Below are 15,594 nucleotides of genomic sequence, written 5' to 3' on the forward strand. Positions count from 1 at the left end.
ACCAAGAGTGTCAAGGAATGTTACACATTGTTCTTAATTTTTACATTTTATTTAGTTGTATTATATTAATTTGTATTTTATTGTCTATTTTTACTCAAAAAAGGCTTATATTATTAGCCAAACAGCTAATAATATAAGCCTTTTTATTATTTTATATGTGTATTATTTAAGACCAATTACTTTTTGACATTCCAAATCTTGCACTACACTTAAGATTGTTTCATATTTATTATTCATTTCTTCAATAATCACATTGATCTGTAACATCTCATCTTCAATTTCTGATAAACTTTGAATACTCTTACTCATCTTATCTAATTTCATTATATCTTCATCATTTTTACCACATGCCACTTCATTTGCAGCTGCTAATTCTTGCATGAATGTAGTAATATGATGCATTTCTTTTTCAATAACACCTGTATTTGCTTTACTATCTTTGATATTCTTATCAACTTCTTCAATCTTCTCTTCAATTTTTTCAATACCAATAGTTGTTGCTTCAACTTCTTCATTAGTCTTAAGTGAAGAATTTTCAAGTTCACTTAAGAACTTAGTCATATTCTCAAGTAATTCTTTTGTACCATCTGAAAGCTTTCTAATTTCTTCTGCTACAACTGCAAATCCTCTACCAGCTTCACCAGCACGAGCAGCTTCAATAGATGCATTAAGTGCTAATAAATTAGTTTGCTCTGCAATAGATGAAATACCTGTGATATTACTTGCTACATTTTGAGCTGTTTCAATAAAAGTATTAACCTGTTTTTTCATTGATTTAGCTGTTGCATTAATATCTTTAACAGCTGATGTAATTGTTACTAAAAGATTTTCAATATATGCTGTAGTAGCTGCTGATACTTCAACTTTTTTATTAATACCTTCTAATGTAATAATCATTTGTTGACCTTTTTCATCAACCTTTTGTCTTGTGGCATCAGTTTGGTTGCTTCTTTGGCCTAATTCACTTTGCCAAGCTTCTAATTCAGCAATTTTGCCTTTCACTTGCCCAACACTACCATCTACATAACCTTTAATCATATCCATGTCATTTTTTAGCATTGACACATCTTGTTTTAAACCTTTGATACCTTCCCTTAATGAGATAAGTTCCTCTACTGTTTCAACCCCTAAAATTGCATTCTTGCTAGCTTTAAGTGCTTCTAATAATTCATCAAGTTCACCTGCTGCTAATTGTTTCATATATTGTAAATCTTTTTTATTATTACCAAACATATTTCTCCCCCATTTCTTCATTAAAGTATTTTAACTATGCTTTTGAATTTCCTTCATTACCTTTTGAATTTCCTTCATTACCTTTTGAATACCACTAATTTTTGTATCCTTCTGCATTGCTTGAATATAACTTTCTTTGTGCATATCTAATTCCTTTATATTAGAAACTAGACTATCTGCAGTTAAGTCTTCTTCAAACAATACTTTACAATATCCTTTTTGCGCCATTGCTTTAGCATTTAATATCTGGTCTCCACGACTAGCTGCTGCAGATAAAGGAACAAGTAAACTAGGAATGTTAAGTGCTACAATTTCAGCCAAAGCATTTGCTCCTGCACGAGAAAGCATCATATCTGTTGCTGCAAATAAATCAGCAAGTTCTGCATTAGCATACTCAAACTGTTTATAACCTTCTACATTTAACTTAGCTTCATCTAAATTTCCTTTACCACATATATGAATAATATTAAAACGTTTTAAGAGTTCTGGAAGTGCTTCTCGTAATGCAACATTAATTGTATTTGCTCCGCTGCTTCCTCCCATCATTAATAAAACAGGTTTAATTTGTTTAAATCCACATAATCTATATGCTTTTTCTTTGTCCCCTGTAAGTAGCTCTTTACGAATAGGCGAACCTGTAAGCACACCTTTGTCCCCTACATATTTAAGTGTTTCTTCAAAGTTTACACAGACAGTTTTAGCACCTCGCATTGCAATCTTATTGGCAAGTCCTGGTGTCATATCTGATTCATGTATAACAACTGGTATACCTAATGTTCTAGCTGCAAGTACAACTGGAACAGTTACAAATCCACCCTTTGAAAACACCACTTGTGGCTTAATTTTCTTTAACAATCTACAAGCTTCAAAATATCCTTTCATAACTTTGAAAGGATCTTTTAAATTCTCCTTAGATAAGTACCTACGCAGTTTTCCTGATGATATGCCATAATAAGGTATGTTTTCTCTCGTAATAAGTTCCTTTTCCATACCATTATAACTACCAATATACTTAATATCCCAACCATCTTCTCTCAGACTTGGTATTAACGCAATATTCGGTGTAACATGACCTGCTGTACCGCCACCTGTAAGTACAATTGTTTTCACTATTATAATCCTCCTTATTTTGTAGCGATTTCAATAACTGCTTTCGCTACTCTATCAGCCACACCTTCAGCAAAAGGCTGAGGTAAAATGTTCTCTGGACCTAAATCCTTTTCATCTACCATACCTGCAATCGCTAAAGCTGCTGCAATTTTCATATCTTCTGTAATGGCTGTAGCTCTTGCTTCTAGCACACCTTTAAAGATACCTGGGAATACAATAACATTATTTACTTGATTTGGGAAGTCAGAACGTCCAGTACCAACAACAAGTGCCCCTGCTTCTCTTGCAACATCTGGCATAATTTCTGGTACTGGATTTGCCATTGCAAATACAATAGCATCTTTATTCATACTGCCAATCATTTCTTTAGAAACAATATTAGGCGCAGAAACTCCTATAAATATATCGGCACCAACTAACGCATCCTTTAGCTCGCCACGCATATGTCTTTTATTTGTTACTTTACACATTTCTTTTTGTGCCCAGTTCATCCATGTTTCATTTTCTTCTAGAATACCAAAGCGCTCTACTACTGTTACATCTGTGAAACCATAGTATAAAAGTAATTTTGAAATTGCAATACCTGCCGATCCAGCCCCATTAACAACAACTTTAGCTGTCTCCTTATTTTTCTTAGCTACTTTTAATCCATTAATAATTCCTGCTAATACAACAATCGCTGTACCATGTTGATCATCATGAAATACAGGAATGTCTAATTCTTTCTTAAGTGTTTCTTCAATTTCAAAACATCTAGGAGCTGAGATATCTTCTAAGTTAATACCCCCAAATGTAGGTGCTATTTGTTTTACAAACTTAATAATTTCAGCAGTATCTTTAGTATCTATGCAAATAGGTATGGCATTTATGCCAGCAAATTCCTTAAAAAGCACTGCCTTTCCTTCCATAACAGGCATAGCAGCCTCTGGTCCAATATCACCAAGGCCAAGTACAGCTGTTCCATCAGAGATAACAGCAACAGTATTGCCTTTCATAGTATATTTATACACATCTTCTTTATTTTCTGTGATTTTCTTACAAGGTTCTGCAACCCCTGGTGTATATGCTATTGCTAAAGCTTCTCGCTATCTACTTTTGCCTTTGAACTTACCTCTAATTTCCCTTGCCATTCTTCATGCATCTTAAGTGCTGTTTCTTTTAAATCCATGACTAAATCTCCTTTTATTATGCTGTTAATTTTTTCTTAGTGCCATTGATTTGTCTTTAATTTTGTGCATTATTAAGACAATACTTCTTATCTTAATAATACTTTTGATTAAAGTTTTAGTCAATAACCCCTCACTTATGATTTATGTGTTTATTATCTTGTTAATAGGTAATACTTATTAACAAAAGGAAGATATTCCACTCTCATATGTACCTACGGTGTACATTGCTTTTAATAAAGATATATGTTAAAGTCATTGTGTACAATTAATGAAAGGAGCCCTTACATATGTGTGGTTTTTGCGGCTTTGTAAATACAAATATAGCTAATAAGAAATTAATCCTAAACAATATGATGGACACTATTGCGCACCGTGGTCCAGATAGTGCAGGAGAATATATAGATGATCATATCAACATGGGATTTAGACGTCTTAGTTTCCTCGACTTAGAAGCAGGTGCTCAACCTCTTTATAATGAAGATGGACGTTTCGTTCTCACTTTCAATGGTGAGATTTATAACTTTATGGAGATTAGAGAAAAGCTCATTGCAGCAGGTCATATCTTCAAAACTCATACTGATTCTGAAGTTCTCGTACACGGATACGAAGAATATGGTACAGAACTTGTAAATCATCTTCGCGGTATGTTTGCTTTTGTTATTTGGGACAGAGAAGAACAAGTACTTTTTGGTGCTCGTGACCACTTTGGTATCAAACCTTTCTACTATACACTTTTCGACGATAACTTCGTGTATGGTTCAGAAATCAAAGCAATTCTCAAGCACCCTGAAGTTAAAAGAGAACTTAATGAAGAAGCTCTTGAAAACTATTTAACATTCCAATACTCTGCATTACCTGAAACTTTCTTCAAAGGCATTTTCAAATTACCACCAGCACATTACTTCGTGCTTAAAGATGGTAAAATGTCATTAACTCGTTATTGGGAACCTGTCTTCGATGCTAAAGAAGATACTCTTGAAAACTATGTAGATGCTATTGATAAACAAATGAAAGAATCTATCGAAGCTCATAAAATTAGTGATGTAGAAGTTGGTTCATTCTTATCAAGCGGTGTAGACTCTAGTTATGTAGCAAGCTGCTTTGGTGGAGATCATACTTTCACTGTAGGTTTTGCTAACGAAAAATATAATGAAATCAGTTATGCGGAAGAACTTTCAAAAGAAATTAATATTCCAAATACAAACAAAGTAATTACTCCAGAAGAATACTGGAATGTACTTCCTAAAGTACAATATCATATGGACGAACCTTTAGCTGACCCGGCAGCTGTAGCACTATACTTCGTTTGTCAGCTTGCTAGCCAAACTGTAAAAGGTGTGCTTTCTGGAGAAGGTGCTGATGAATTCTTTGGTGGATACAACATCTACAAAGAACCTCTTGATTCAGCTGAATACCGTAAATTACCAAAAGGTTTAAGACGTTTCCTTGCCAGCATTGCAAAAACAATTCCATTTAGCTTCAAAGGTAAAAACTTCTTAATCCGTGCAAGTAAAGATTTAGAAGAACGTTTCTTAGGAAATGCTTACATGTTCTCGCCTGAAGAACGTAAGAAACTTCTTAAAATCCAAACTAACGCTATCGATCCATTTGAATTCGTAAAACCTATTTACGATAAAGTTCAAGATAAAGACGATATCACAAAAATGCAATATTTAGATATGCATATGTGGCTTGCTGGAGATATCCTCCTTAAAGCTGACAAAATGAGTATGGCACACTCTCTTGAAGTTCGCGTACCATTCCTTGATAAAAAGGTATTTGAAGTAGCTTCTAAAATCCCTACCAAATACCGTGTAAACAAAGAAAACACCAAATATGCTATGCGTCTTGCTGCTAAACGCAATTTACCTCAAAGCGTTGCTAATAAGAAAAAACTTGGTTTCCCTGTACCAATTCGTGTATGGCTTAAAGAAGATAAATATTACAACATCATAAAAGATGCTTTTACATCTGAAGTTGCTAATAAATACTTCCATACAGAAAGCCTTGTTACTCTTTTAGATGCTCACAGAGCTGGTAAAACTGATAACAGCCGCAAGATTTGGACAGTATTTATGTTCCTTACATGGTACGATGAATACTTCACAAACTTTTCAGCTTAATATCTAAAACAGCCATGAATCTTTTGATTCATGGCTGTTTTTATATATTCGAATTAATATTATTAATCTTAATACCATTAATTTTCAAATACACATTTTTCAAAATCATTTATTAATAGAACTTTAACTCCCCTCTTCTTTTACATAATGTAAAAGCTAAGCCAATTATTTGCCTCTACGCCAACTTGACGTTATAGCAAATTCTTGACTCAGCCTATTTGTTTCTATACTTATTGGCAGTCTTTAATTTGTTTTAATACTGCTTCTAATTCTTCAATAGTTGTATCTGTATTTGAGCTCTTATTAAGTTGTAAGCCATCGTTCATTTTTCTTGGTACTAAATGTAAATGGAAGTGGTGTACACTTTGGCAAGCTGCCTCCCCATTATTTTGAACAATATTAAGTCCATCTGCATTCATAGCTTTTTTATTTGAGCACCAATTTTTTGAGCTAATGGATAAATCGCTGCTGCTTCTTTTTCTCCTAATTCAAAAATATCTTTGTAATGTGCTTTAGGAATGATTAAGCAATGCCCTGGTGCCGCTGGAAATCTGTCTAAAATTACTTTGAATAAATCATCTTCATACACTGTAAAAGACGGAATTTCTCCTTTAATAATTTTACAAAATATACAATTCTCACTCATTTTAATTTCTCCTTTGCCTCTTTATATTTATTTGAATACCTTATCCAGCTTAGGTAGGATTCCAAAGTTTCCTTTTACCTTAAGTTTGCCTAGCATAAATGCTTTTTGGTATGTCATGCGTTTGTTTTGAATTTCTTTAAACACTTCATCTGTTAATACTAATTCTACAGTTGGCATACCTGATATACTTTCTTCATATACACAGTCACCATTTTGAATGATAATATAGCCTTCTTCATTAAGATCTGTAATGTGATATTTTAAAATAGCATTTAAGCTCTTATCATGTTGTGCAATAAAGTAATGTGGTAACTGCTGAATTTTCTTATTCTTAATACCTTCTGCTTGATTTGGTCTACGATATACACCTGTATTCATACTTACAAATTCATCATCCACATCTTTTTTAAGTAAATTACTAATCTCTTTAATCGTCTGTTCCTTAGTAGATAAATCAATATGACTTTCTGAACTTCCTGGTGCTTGTACTACTTTAGGTGCTTCATAGATTGTATTTACATCTGTAGAAATTTTTTCTACTTGTTCTGTTCTTATCATACTTGCAAAACTCTTGATTTCTGGCTTTTTCTCTACTTCTGGCTCTGGCACTTTTTCTACTACACCATTTAAATTTCCAAATGAAATACCCTCTTTAAAAGAACGATATATCATCCTTTCACTGCATCCTATATTTTTACGTTCTTGCTTTAATAATCTATAAAAATCTTCCGTCTCCCTTTCAAGTCTACTTTCTACTTCTTCAATAGACACCTGTTTACTAAAACAAACCTTGGCCCCTTCTATCCCACCTAAGATATTCCATGATTTAAGTATTCGCTCTGCCGCCTCTGTCTCCCCTAACCATTCACTATATGTAATAGCTAACATTGGCTTATTAAATAACTCGCTATTATATAACGTCGCACCATCAAAAAACTCTGCATCGCTCCATGCATAGATAGCATTGGTACATTACTTACTGCAACAACGCCTTTACTTTCACTAATAGTAGACATAATTAAATCCATCTCTTTACTTTTAACGCCCATATAATATGGTAGTTTATACAAATCCACTTTATGTACTTCTATTTCTAACTCTTGTAATACGTTTACAACTACATCTACACTTTTCTTTAAATGATTTGCATTGCAATCTGCAAGTAGCAGTACTACTTTCATATTTTTCTTCCCTTCTTACTACTTCTATTAATTTTATACTTGAATTCTACTCCTATTTTAGCATATATTTTATAACTGTGTACAAAAAAGAAGTAGGAATTATCAAAACATAATTCCTACTTTATAAGAAAACGATAGCTTCTGGTAGATAATACGATTTTATTTCCTCTAGTTCCCAATACACATAAAATAACTTCTCTTGATTGTAGCATGAATCAAGTCACCAGGTTTTAAATCTTTATAAATAGGATACTCTAGCAAAAGTTTATATTCCTTATTCTGCTTAGGTTTAGTCAGTGTAACTTGACCACCCTCTTTACATTCTATAACTTTAAAAACAGCCTGTTCATAGGTTGTTGCAATTTCTTGATATCCACCTTTGTTCTTCTTTTGACGATATCTATTCAAATCAACACTAGGGGATCAACAGCTATAACAGGATCTTTTGTCAAACTAAAGAGCTTATTTTTAACTTTATAAAGCCTCATATACTCTTCTCCATAAAGTTCTAGAAGTGTTGGGGGTTCTATTCTTTCATTACTTGATTCTTCTTTACTACTCTGTGTATTTTCTATATTAGTCATATGATTGATGTTATCTTCACATACTCTATGTGCCACAATATAATTATAAATATCATGTATAGTATAAATTACTTGGTAGGCCTGTGTTTCACTTAAATATCTTTTATTCTTAGGAATCCAATATACTATCAACTTACTTAGTGTTTCCTTACTCAAATAAGACTCCTCTACATCTAAACCACTACTTGTGATATATTCTCTAAATAACTCTATCCCAAGCTTTTGTAATGAATAAATATATGGATTCTTTTTGGTTTCTTGCGTATATAAATTAATCCGTTCTAATATATGCATACACTCCTCCATTTATATGACATTTAGCATTGGTAATTATAGTGTATACATATTCTTATAACTTTATACCTTTATTTGGTAAAAAGGCAAAAAATACTCTATATATTTACATATATAGAGCAAAAGGGATTGATATGTTATACTTACGTCATTATCGGATATAAATCATTATCCACATCTATATCCACACACATATATTAACATATCCCCATATTAGTGTCAACATGTTTTTACTGTTTTTTCAAGGCTTTTAAGCATTATTTTATACTTTTATCCACAAATTGTTTATAGTTTTTATTTTATTTAATTAAAGTTATCCTTGTATTATCCACAGAATTTTATTCTTTATCAACAATCCTATGAGGATAACTTATATTACCGCGTTTACTATATATAATGTAACAACTCCTGGCGCCCCCAATACACAAGCACACCCCATACTAATCCAATTTAGACCAATAGCATACTGTGGTAAGATAATATTTACTGCTATAATCATTACAATTCCTATTAATACACGTCCTAAGACTTTACAAATAAAATCACGGCATAAATACCATATCCCCATTATTACCCCTATCGTAACAACAGTAATCACTATCTCTTGTACCTCCATCTTTTCCCCTCTCTTCTTTCAAACACTTCCTTTACTTAAACCTCTTCTGGTTGTTCATATAATTTTTTCAATCGCTTTATAAGATAATCATGTTTTACCATGCTCGCTTTATATGCATAAGTATAATAATCAATAAGATCTGGTTCTACTACTGCTTGAAATTGATTAAATGCAGCCGCCATTTCATCTTGCGCTCTACTAAGTTCTACTTGTAACAATTCTTTTTCTCGTTCAATCAGCCTTCGTTTTTCCTGCATAAAATACCCTCCTTTTTTAGAAGTATACCCTAAAGCCCTCCCCCTTTATACATTTTGCTTTTTATATAGTAGTATATTCATAACCCTTCAAATAAATCACAATTATTGTCCAAAAGAAATGAGATGGTATCACAAAAATATGATACCATCTCATTTCTCATCAAATTCTATTATGCATTTAAAAGTTGTAATACTTGTTGTGGTCGTTGATTAGCCTGAGCAAGCATAGCGTTCGCTGCTTGTACAAGTACATTATATTGTGTATAACTGGTCATCTCTTCTGCCATATCTGCATCTTTAATACGTGAGAAAGCACTAGTCATATTCTCTTCGCTTACATCTAAATTAGCAGTTGTATGTTCTAAACGATTTTGGTATGCACCTAAGTATCCTCTGATTCTAGCTGTTTCCACAATAGCAACTTCTACACGTTTTTGCCCATCTATATCATCTACTTTTAAACCATTGATATACTTTGTTGTATGATAAAGATTAATCTTTTCTCCATCTATCATCATATTTTCATCTGCATTGGCACCTATTTGTATCACTAAATTCCCATTGCCACTTAAGATTTTTTGCTCATTAAATTCTGTTTTTTCTTGTATAGCATTAATCTCTTCGATTAGAGAATCCATCTCTGCTTGAATAGCTTCTTTATCTACATCCATAAAAGTTCCATTACCCGCTTGTGTTACTAATTCTTTTAAACGCACAAGCATATCACTTACTTCGTTAAGTGCTCCTTCTGCTGTCTGCACTAAAGAAATACCATCCATAGCATTTCTACTTGCTTGTTTTAAGCCTCTAGCCTGTGTATCTAATTTATTAGCAATAGCCAGACCCGCTGCATTGTCTTTTGCCGAATTAATTCTAAGACCTGATGATAATCTTTGCATAGCTTTACTAGCTGCATTTTCATTCTTATTTAATGCATTAATTGTTATAAGTGCTGACATATTTTGATTAATTTTCATTTTATACTTTCCTTTCGTTAATTATTAGGCTTCAAACCCTCTTCTGTTACTCTCTAAACTAATTTCATTTAAGTTATTTCTACCATATGTCATTCCTGCATAAATAACTTCTGCATTTTGCATACTCGGCTTACTTTGTTCTTCTCTTTCAGTAATTTCTTTAAATGCGGTATATAATTTTTCTATTAATTTATACGCTTCTTCAAATCCTTCACTGGTTTTACTTTGAATAAGCAACCCTTGTACATATACATATATTTTAAATAACTCTTTAGAAATTTCTATCTCGAAATCTAAATCTGCCACTAACATTTGTATAATCTCAATAGCTTTCTTAGATTCTATTTTTCTCTCTTTTCCTTCTTTTTGCCCTGCGCTTTTGATTCTTTCTAGAAGAAGTTCATATGTAATACAAAGAAGTTCTCCCCTTGAGGCATTGACTACACTACATACCGTGATTGTCTCTTTCATTTCTATCCACCTCTTCAAAGTATCCTACAAACTGTTTTACTATACTTAGTATATCGTCTTTAGGGCGTTTTTTATTAGTTTTCTTTTCTTCTATCTCTTGTTTTTTCTGCTTTTCTTCCACTCATTAATACCCCTTTCCTAGTTTAAACAATTTCTTCAAATGCACTTTCACCTTTTTTCATCACATTTATAGGTGTATTGTGATCTATTTTTCCTTCCACTTCATATTCACTTTTATATATACCATACCCTATAGACTCTATCAGCCCTTTTAAATAAGCTTCACTTTGCTGTAATTTATGGGTTGTTGCTTCACTTTCACCTTGCACACGATAACTAAGGCGGTCTTCATTCATATCTACATAGGCTGTTACCTTACCTAAGTGCTTAGTTTCATAACTAATAACAGCTTTTAAACTATTACTCTCTTCAGCTGTCGTTTTACTATCTTTTTGAACATATAAATTGATTAACTTCCGCTCACCATTTACTGTAAATGGAATCTGATAAACACCATCTTTTTCAATGAGTTGTTTTGTGTATGTACAACTTCCTCCATTTGTTTATAGTTTCTATAAGCCTTCATATCTCCTGTAGTAATGGCTAATTCTTTTCCTGCTTTAGCCTTAGCTTCTAAAGCTTCTAACTCTTCCTCTAATTCTTCTAAATGCTCTTGTAATTCTTCTCTTAAAAGATTATGTTCTCTTAAGAGTTCTCCATATAAATTAGGCTCTTCATTCATTTTATTCATCCAATAAATATTAGAAACTGTAAGAGGAATATTATTCTGCATCATATTTTCTACAACTTCTGGATTAGCCGTTTTAATATATTCAAGCTTATCTAAAAAGCTTTCAGGCAGCGTAGACATACCATCAAATTGTCCCATATGATTTTTAAATTGTTCCTTGATAAATGGATATAAGAAGGCATTAATCTTCTGTAACTTATTTTCATAGTTATCTCCAAAATCCAATTCCATTCCTTCTATAAGCTGTACCACAGAAACTGCTTTGTTATTTTGTGCATATCCCTTTTCAAGCATTGTTTTAGCTGTTCTTGCCTCTTCCCTGCTACTTACTTCACCAAAATTATCATCAACTGTTACTTCAACATGGTTTGTTTTATTTTTACTTGATATATATTTAGTAGCTTCTTGTAAATGTTCTACTGTAAGCGGTAAATTATTTTTATATAAATACCCTACAATTTCCTCACGATCCATCTCTACAGCTTGTAAAATACGATACAATCCTAATAGAGCTTCTTTTTGCGAATCATTTAATAAACTTTGTTCTTCTAAAGCTACAATTGATTCAGCTACACTTCCTTTAAGTGCTTGTATTTTTTGTGTACTCATCCACTCTAACACGCTGTCTACTGTCGCTTTATAAGGATTAAGTCCTTCTTTAATAAATTCAGCTACAAGAGCTGGTGTGAGGTCTTCAATAAAAGCATCCATCTTGGTTGTAATTTCTAGCACCTGTTCTATTTGCTCTGGTGTTACCTCTAAATTATTGGTAATAAGCGCTTTAGCTGCGGCTATAGTTTTTTCAGTAGCTTCTATTCCTTGATTTTGAAGTAACTTTTCAATCTGGTTTTCTACAATTTTAATACTTTCACCAAATCTAGTCTCTGCCACACTTTCATTTTCACCATAAGCCTTAAGTGCACCATTTATCCGTTCTAAAGTAATATTTCCATCACTTTCTACTTCTAAATGTATTGTATAACTTAAGCTATCCATCATAAGCACTTTAGTTTCCAGCACATCTTGGAGCATTTCCTTATTTTCAGCCGTTGCTTCTAAATCTACTGCTTTTAATGCTTCTTCTATTTTAGCATTTTCTACTACTAACATTTCTTCTACTACATTACTTAAACTAGAGCTTTCAAGAGGCATTTTTTCACTAATTTTTTGAGCTGCTTCCACTGTAAGTTTCGCTCTAATTTGATTAATTTGTGTTTTAACTGCCTCCACATCTTGAAGCGTTACTATTCCTCTAATAACATTAGTTTTGGCATTTCCATTCAAAGCCAACTGCGTATTTTTATGCATTACTTCTTTTAAATTTTTAATACTAACCGTTTTATCTTCTTCTAAAACTTCTTTAATATCTTCTTCAGTAACTTGTCCTAAATCTTTCTTTAAACTTTTAATACCTTCATAGTCATATACAATCTTGCCATCTTTTAAAAGCAAATGATCACCAATTGCTTTACCACCTGCTAATTCTTCTATTCGCTTCTCATTTTCTATAAAATCATCTAACGAATCTACTATCGTTTGAATATTATCTAGCTTCATTACATTTTCTGCATTAACATCCATACCATGACTTAAGAGTAATTTAGCTGCCCATGTATTTTGCTCATTGTTTTCAAGTTTGTTCATATTTAAAACATTATCTATATCCGCATCCTTAAATGTAATGCCATTCTTTTTATAATTACCTTTAAAATTACTTTCATATAAACTATTGATTGTAATATCCTTTTGACTTACAAGAGCTGATAAATACATATTATCAGAACCAGTTTTAATAGTTTCTATTTTATGCTTCAAACTTTCTTTATCATCTTCACTAACACTTTTACTTGATTTCTTCTTAGAATCTTTCATGTAACCACTATAGTCTTCCACATAAAGCATTTCTAAATCAAACCCTTTATTTTTAAGCTTATACACATCCTCTTTTTCTAAATCAAACTTTTCTCTAAGTCTCTCCATAAGTTTTTCATCTACAGCATTTACATCTTCTTCGTTATATGTGCACCCTTGTATATCTGCTAATAGTTCCTTTATATCAAATTTATTAACTTGATGACTTTTAATATTATTTATATTTTCAGCTGTATTATTTACATTATAGTTCCCATAAACACTACATACCCCTTGTTTTACTGCATCAATCATCCCTTATCACCTCTTGCCTTGTTCTTAACGTATTTATCTATATTCTATGTCGACCGCCTATAACATTTCCTTTATAAGCCTTGCACAATTACTAATTTTTATATTTACTTAAAATAACCTTTTGAAAAACAAAAACAGATTACACTTTCATGTAATCTGTTTTTTATTACTCTTCTATTTTTACTATTTTTAAATTCATGATGCCATTGTCAGCAATTTCTTCTTCATATTGTTCTTCCCATTTAAGTTGCATTTGTCTTAATGCAGCTGGTGAAACATTTTGATCTACATCTCCTGCATAATTAAGTGCATCACGACGCGCTAAACGCATTACTAACTCTTCCCAGAATACGGAAGTGTCATATTCATCAATATACTCATTAAACTCATCTTCTTCATATTCATGAGTTGGCATATACTCTTCAAATTCTTCATCATATTCAACAAGCTCTTCAAGTCCAAACTCTTCCTTGGCCATAGCAAACATTTTTTGTTCCATATCTAAATATTTTTCGATACGTGCTTCTTTACTTCTAGGCCCATTTATAAGCAAATTACCTGCATATACTAAATCCATAAGCACTTTGAATTCTTCTTTTGTGCATTCTAATTTCATTGTTAATCCTCCATCTGACTTTATCTTCTTTAGTCTACACTTTAGCATTATTCTTGTCTAGCTAATCTTTTCCATTTCCAAGCGCCTACTAAGCTCTTCCTCCATAAGCGGTTTGCTAAATACATACCCTTGAATCATGTCACATCTTTTTTGCCTCAAAACTTCAAGCTGCTCCTCACTTTCTACCCCTTCTGCAACGACATCAATGCCTAATATATGTGCCATATTAATGATACTATCTACAATTTCAGAAAGCTCCTTACTTACAGTAATCTCATCAATAAAACTTTTATCTATCTTAAGTACATCTAATGGAATATTGCGAAGATAATTAAGTGATGAATATCCTGTTCCAAAATCATCTAAGGCTATTTTTATTCCTATCTGTCTAGCTTCATGAAATATCTTTTTATTTTCCTCCAAATTTTGCATTAACACGGTCTCTGTTACCTCTAACTTAACACATGTAGGTGGCAGATCTGCTTTCTGTATACATTTCTTAAGTTTTTCCATAAAATCTATTTCACGAAGCTGTACTGCTGATACATTGATATTGACACTAAAATAGTCATATCCTTGTTTATAGTAATTCCCCAGTGCCTTAAGTGCCTCTTCCATCACCCAATCACCTACCCCTATAATAATGTCACTTTCTTCAGCTATAGGAATGAATTCTCTTGGCGAAATAAATCCTATTTTTTCCGACTTTAAACGTACCAACGCTTCTGCCCCTATAGTTCTTCTTGTATCAGTTTCAACAATTGGCTGATACTGCAAATATAATCCTTCTTTTCCTCCTACAGCTTCTCTTAATGCTCCTTCTACTTCCATCTTACGCGCTAAAGCCATAGACATATCTTCAGAGTAAAAGTTATAACTATTTTTCCCCTGCTCCTTAGACTTATACATAGCTGTATCTGCATTTTGAAGTAAAACTTCACAGTTAGTTCCATCTAAAGGATACAGTGCCACACCAATACTACAAGTCATATGAATTACATTTTCTCCTATAATAACTTCATCTTCAAAGATGGCCATAATCTCATGTATTAATGCTTCTACATCTTCTAATCCTTCAATATTGGCACAAACAACAAATTCATCCCCGCCAAACCGACTCATAGTACTGCCATTCCTTGCAATTTCACTTAGTTTTCTCGCTACATATTTTAAGACTTCATCTCCTACATCATGACCAAAAATATCATTCACCCTTTGGAAATCATCTAAATCAATAAATAGCATAGCAGCTTTTTCGCCTTCTTTTTTAAGTTCAATATATCGCTTCATATGTGTTGTAAAAGTCTGCTTATTAAGACATCCCGTTAAAACATCATAATACTCTAGTTTTTTAACTTGTTTCTCACTTAATTTATAATTAGTAATATCACGACATGTGC

16 protein-coding genes and 2 pseudogenes are annotated in these 15,594 nt (G+C 32.4%); 1 reads left to right on the plus strand and 17 read right to left on the minus strand.

Going from position 1 to position 15,594, the window contains the following annotated elements; translation table 11 throughout:
* Nucleotides 1–162 precede the first annotated feature (162 nt).
* The 3 genes and pseudogenes from JCM14822_RS12550 to JCM14822_RS12560 all read right to left on the minus strand — a co-directional run bounded on the left by JCM14822_RS12550 (nt 163) and on the right by JCM14822_RS12560 (nt 3,511).
* Nucleotides 163–1,233, minus strand: a complete 1,071-nt coding sequence (locus JCM14822_RS12550) for a methyl-accepting chemotaxis protein (RefSeq protein WP_054742729.1) — start codon at nt 1,231–1,233, stop codon at nt 163–165.
* Between the two features lie 30 nt (nt 1,234–1,263).
* Complete coding sequence (locus JCM14822_RS12555; protein WP_054742730.1) at nt 1,264–2,343, minus strand: undecaprenyldiphospho-muramoylpentapeptide beta-N-acetylglucosaminyltransferase; 1,080 nt, start codon at nt 2,341–2,343, stop codon at nt 1,264–1,266.
* Nucleotides 2,344–2,357: 14 nt separating this feature from the next.
* Nucleotides 2,358–3,511 (minus strand): annotated as a pseudogene (locus JCM14822_RS12560) (NAD(P)-dependent malic enzyme).
* 288 nt (nt 3,512–3,799) lie between these two features.
* Between JCM14822_RS12560 and asnB the strand changes: the two are divergent.
* Nucleotides 3,800–5,635 (plus strand): asparagine synthase (glutamine-hydrolyzing), encoded by a 1,836-nt coding sequence (asnB, locus tag JCM14822_RS12565; RefSeq protein ID WP_054742731.1) that lies wholly within the window; start codon nt 3,800–3,802, stop codon nt 5,633–5,635.
* 230 nt (nt 5,636–5,865) lie between these two features.
* On the opposite strand, the pseudogene JCM14822_RS25065 reads toward asnB, so the two are convergent.
* The 14 genes and pseudogenes from JCM14822_RS25065 to JCM14822_RS12630 all read right to left on the minus strand — a co-directional run.
* Nucleotides 5,866–6,281, minus strand: a pseudogene (locus tag JCM14822_RS25065) (HIT family protein).
* Between the two features lie 27 nt (nt 6,282–6,308).
* Nucleotides 6,309–7,169 carry an SCP2 sterol-binding domain-containing protein gene (locus JCM14822_RS12575; protein WP_054742732.1) on the minus strand — a complete coding sequence of 287 codons (861 nt, stop codon included), beginning with the start codon at nt 7,167–7,169 and terminating at the stop codon, nt 6,309–6,311.
* On the minus strand, nt 7,163–7,462 hold the full coding sequence (locus JCM14822_RS12580; protein ID WP_054742733.1) for a hypothetical protein: 300 nt from the start codon (nt 7,460–7,462) through the stop codon (nt 7,163–7,165). The genes JCM14822_RS12575 and JCM14822_RS12580 overlap by 7 nt, the downstream gene beginning before the upstream one ends.
* A 168-nt stretch (nt 7,463–7,630) precedes the next feature.
* Complete coding sequence (locus JCM14822_RS12585) at nt 7,631–7,870, minus strand: hypothetical protein (RefSeq protein ID WP_054742734.1); 240 nt, start codon at nt 7,868–7,870, stop codon at nt 7,631–7,633.
* Nucleotides 7,867–8,340 (minus strand): hypothetical protein, encoded by a 474-nt coding sequence (locus JCM14822_RS12590; protein WP_054742735.1) that lies wholly within the window; start codon nt 8,338–8,340, stop codon nt 7,867–7,869. The genes JCM14822_RS12585 and JCM14822_RS12590 overlap by 4 nt, the downstream gene beginning before the upstream one ends.
* Before the next feature lie 370 nt (nt 8,341–8,710).
* A complete protein-coding gene (locus tag JCM14822_RS12595; RefSeq protein WP_054742736.1) occupies nt 8,711–8,956 on the minus strand; it encodes a pro-sigmaK processing inhibitor BofA family protein in 246 nt (81 codons plus the stop codon).
* Nucleotides 8,957–8,991: 35 nt separating this feature from the next.
* Entirely contained in the window at nt 8,992–9,213 is a 222-nt protein-coding gene (locus JCM14822_RS12600) for a DUF2508 family protein (protein ID WP_054742737.1), read from the minus strand.
* A 170-nt stretch (nt 9,214–9,383) separates the two neighbouring features.
* Nucleotides 9,384–10,190 carry a flagellin N-terminal helical domain-containing protein gene (locus JCM14822_RS12605; protein ID WP_054742738.1) on the minus strand — a complete coding sequence of 269 codons (807 nt, stop codon included), beginning with the start codon at nt 10,188–10,190 and terminating at the stop codon, nt 9,384–9,386.
* Nucleotides 10,191–10,214: 24 nt separating this feature from the next.
* Entirely contained in the window at nt 10,215–10,661 is a 447-nt protein-coding gene (locus JCM14822_RS12610; protein WP_054742739.1) for a flagellar protein FliS, read from the minus strand.
* Nucleotides 10,636–10,782 carry a hypothetical protein gene (locus JCM14822_RS20355; protein WP_157047747.1) on the minus strand — a complete coding sequence of 49 codons (147 nt, stop codon included), beginning with the start codon at nt 10,780–10,782 and terminating at the stop codon, nt 10,636–10,638. The genes JCM14822_RS12610 and JCM14822_RS20355 overlap by 26 nt, the downstream gene beginning before the upstream one ends.
* A gap of 22 nt (nt 10,783–10,804) precedes the next feature.
* A complete protein-coding gene (locus tag JCM14822_RS12615) occupies nt 10,805–11,017 on the minus strand; it encodes a hypothetical protein (protein ID WP_054742740.1) in 213 nt (70 codons plus the stop codon).
* Nucleotides 11,018–11,148: 131 nt separating this feature from the next.
* Nucleotides 11,149–13,578 (minus strand): DUF6240 domain-containing protein, encoded by a 2,430-nt coding sequence (locus tag JCM14822_RS12620; protein ID WP_054742741.1) that lies wholly within the window; start codon nt 13,576–13,578, stop codon nt 11,149–11,151.
* Nucleotides 13,579–13,744: 166 nt separating this feature from the next.
* Complete coding sequence (locus JCM14822_RS12625; protein WP_054742742.1) at nt 13,745–14,194, minus strand: hypothetical protein; 450 nt, start codon at nt 14,192–14,194, stop codon at nt 13,745–13,747.
* Between the two features lie 57 nt (nt 14,195–14,251).
* The coding region (locus tag JCM14822_RS12630; protein ID WP_157047748.1) for a putative bifunctional diguanylate cyclase/phosphodiesterase at nt 14,252–15,594 on the minus strand (1,343 nt) is incomplete at its 5' end.

The organism is Cellulosilyticum ruminicola JCM 14822, assembly GCF_001311925.1.
GTDB classification, from domain to species: domain Bacteria; phylum Bacillota; class Clostridia; order Lachnospirales; family Cellulosilyticaceae; genus Cellulosilyticum; species Cellulosilyticum ruminicola.

Bases quoted from the DNA above. Each gene is read 5' to 3' on its own strand.
- JCM14822_RS12625 (WP_054742742.1), bottom strand. From the start codon at position 14,194: ATGAAATTAGAATGCACAAAAGAAGAATTCAAAGTGCTTATGGATTTA.
- JCM14822_RS12550 (WP_054742729.1), bottom strand. From the start codon at position 1,233: ATGTTTGGTAATAATAAAAAAGATTTACAATATATGAAACAATTAGCA.
- JCM14822_RS12590 (WP_054742735.1), bottom strand. From the start codon at position 8,340: ATGCATATATTAGAACGGATTAATTTATATACGCAAGAAACCAAAAAG.
- JCM14822_RS12600 (WP_054742737.1), bottom strand. From the start codon at position 9,213: ATGCAGGAAAAACGAAGGCTGATTGAACGAGAAAAAGAATTGTTACAA.
- JCM14822_RS12580 (WP_054742733.1), bottom strand. From the start codon at position 7,462: ATGAAAGTAGTACTGCTACTTGCAGATTGCAATGCAAATCATTTAAAG.
- asnB (WP_054742731.1), top strand. From the start codon at position 3,800: ATGTGTGGTTTTTGCGGCTTTGTAAATACAAATATAGCTAATAAGAAA.
- JCM14822_RS12620 (WP_054742741.1), bottom strand. From the start codon at position 13,578: ATGATTGATGCAGTAAAACAAGGGGTATGTAGTGTTTATGGGAACTAT.
- JCM14822_RS12610 (WP_054742739.1), bottom strand. From the start codon at position 10,661: ATGAAAGAGACAATCACGGTATGTAGTGTAGTCAATGCCTCAAGGGGA.
- JCM14822_RS12605 (WP_054742738.1), bottom strand. From the start codon at position 10,190: ATGAAAATTAATCAAAATATGTCAGCACTTATAACAATTAATGCATTA.
- JCM14822_RS12615 (WP_054742740.1), bottom strand. From the start codon at position 11,017: ATGAATGAAGACCGCCTTAGTTATCGTGTGCAAGGTGAAAGTGAAGCA.
- JCM14822_RS12595 (WP_054742736.1), bottom strand. From the start codon at position 8,956: ATGGAGGTACAAGAGATAGTGATTACTGTTGTTACGATAGGGGTAATA.
- JCM14822_RS12575 (WP_054742732.1), bottom strand. From the start codon at position 7,169: ATGTTAGCTATTACATATAGTGAATGGTTAGGGGAGACAGAGGCGGCA.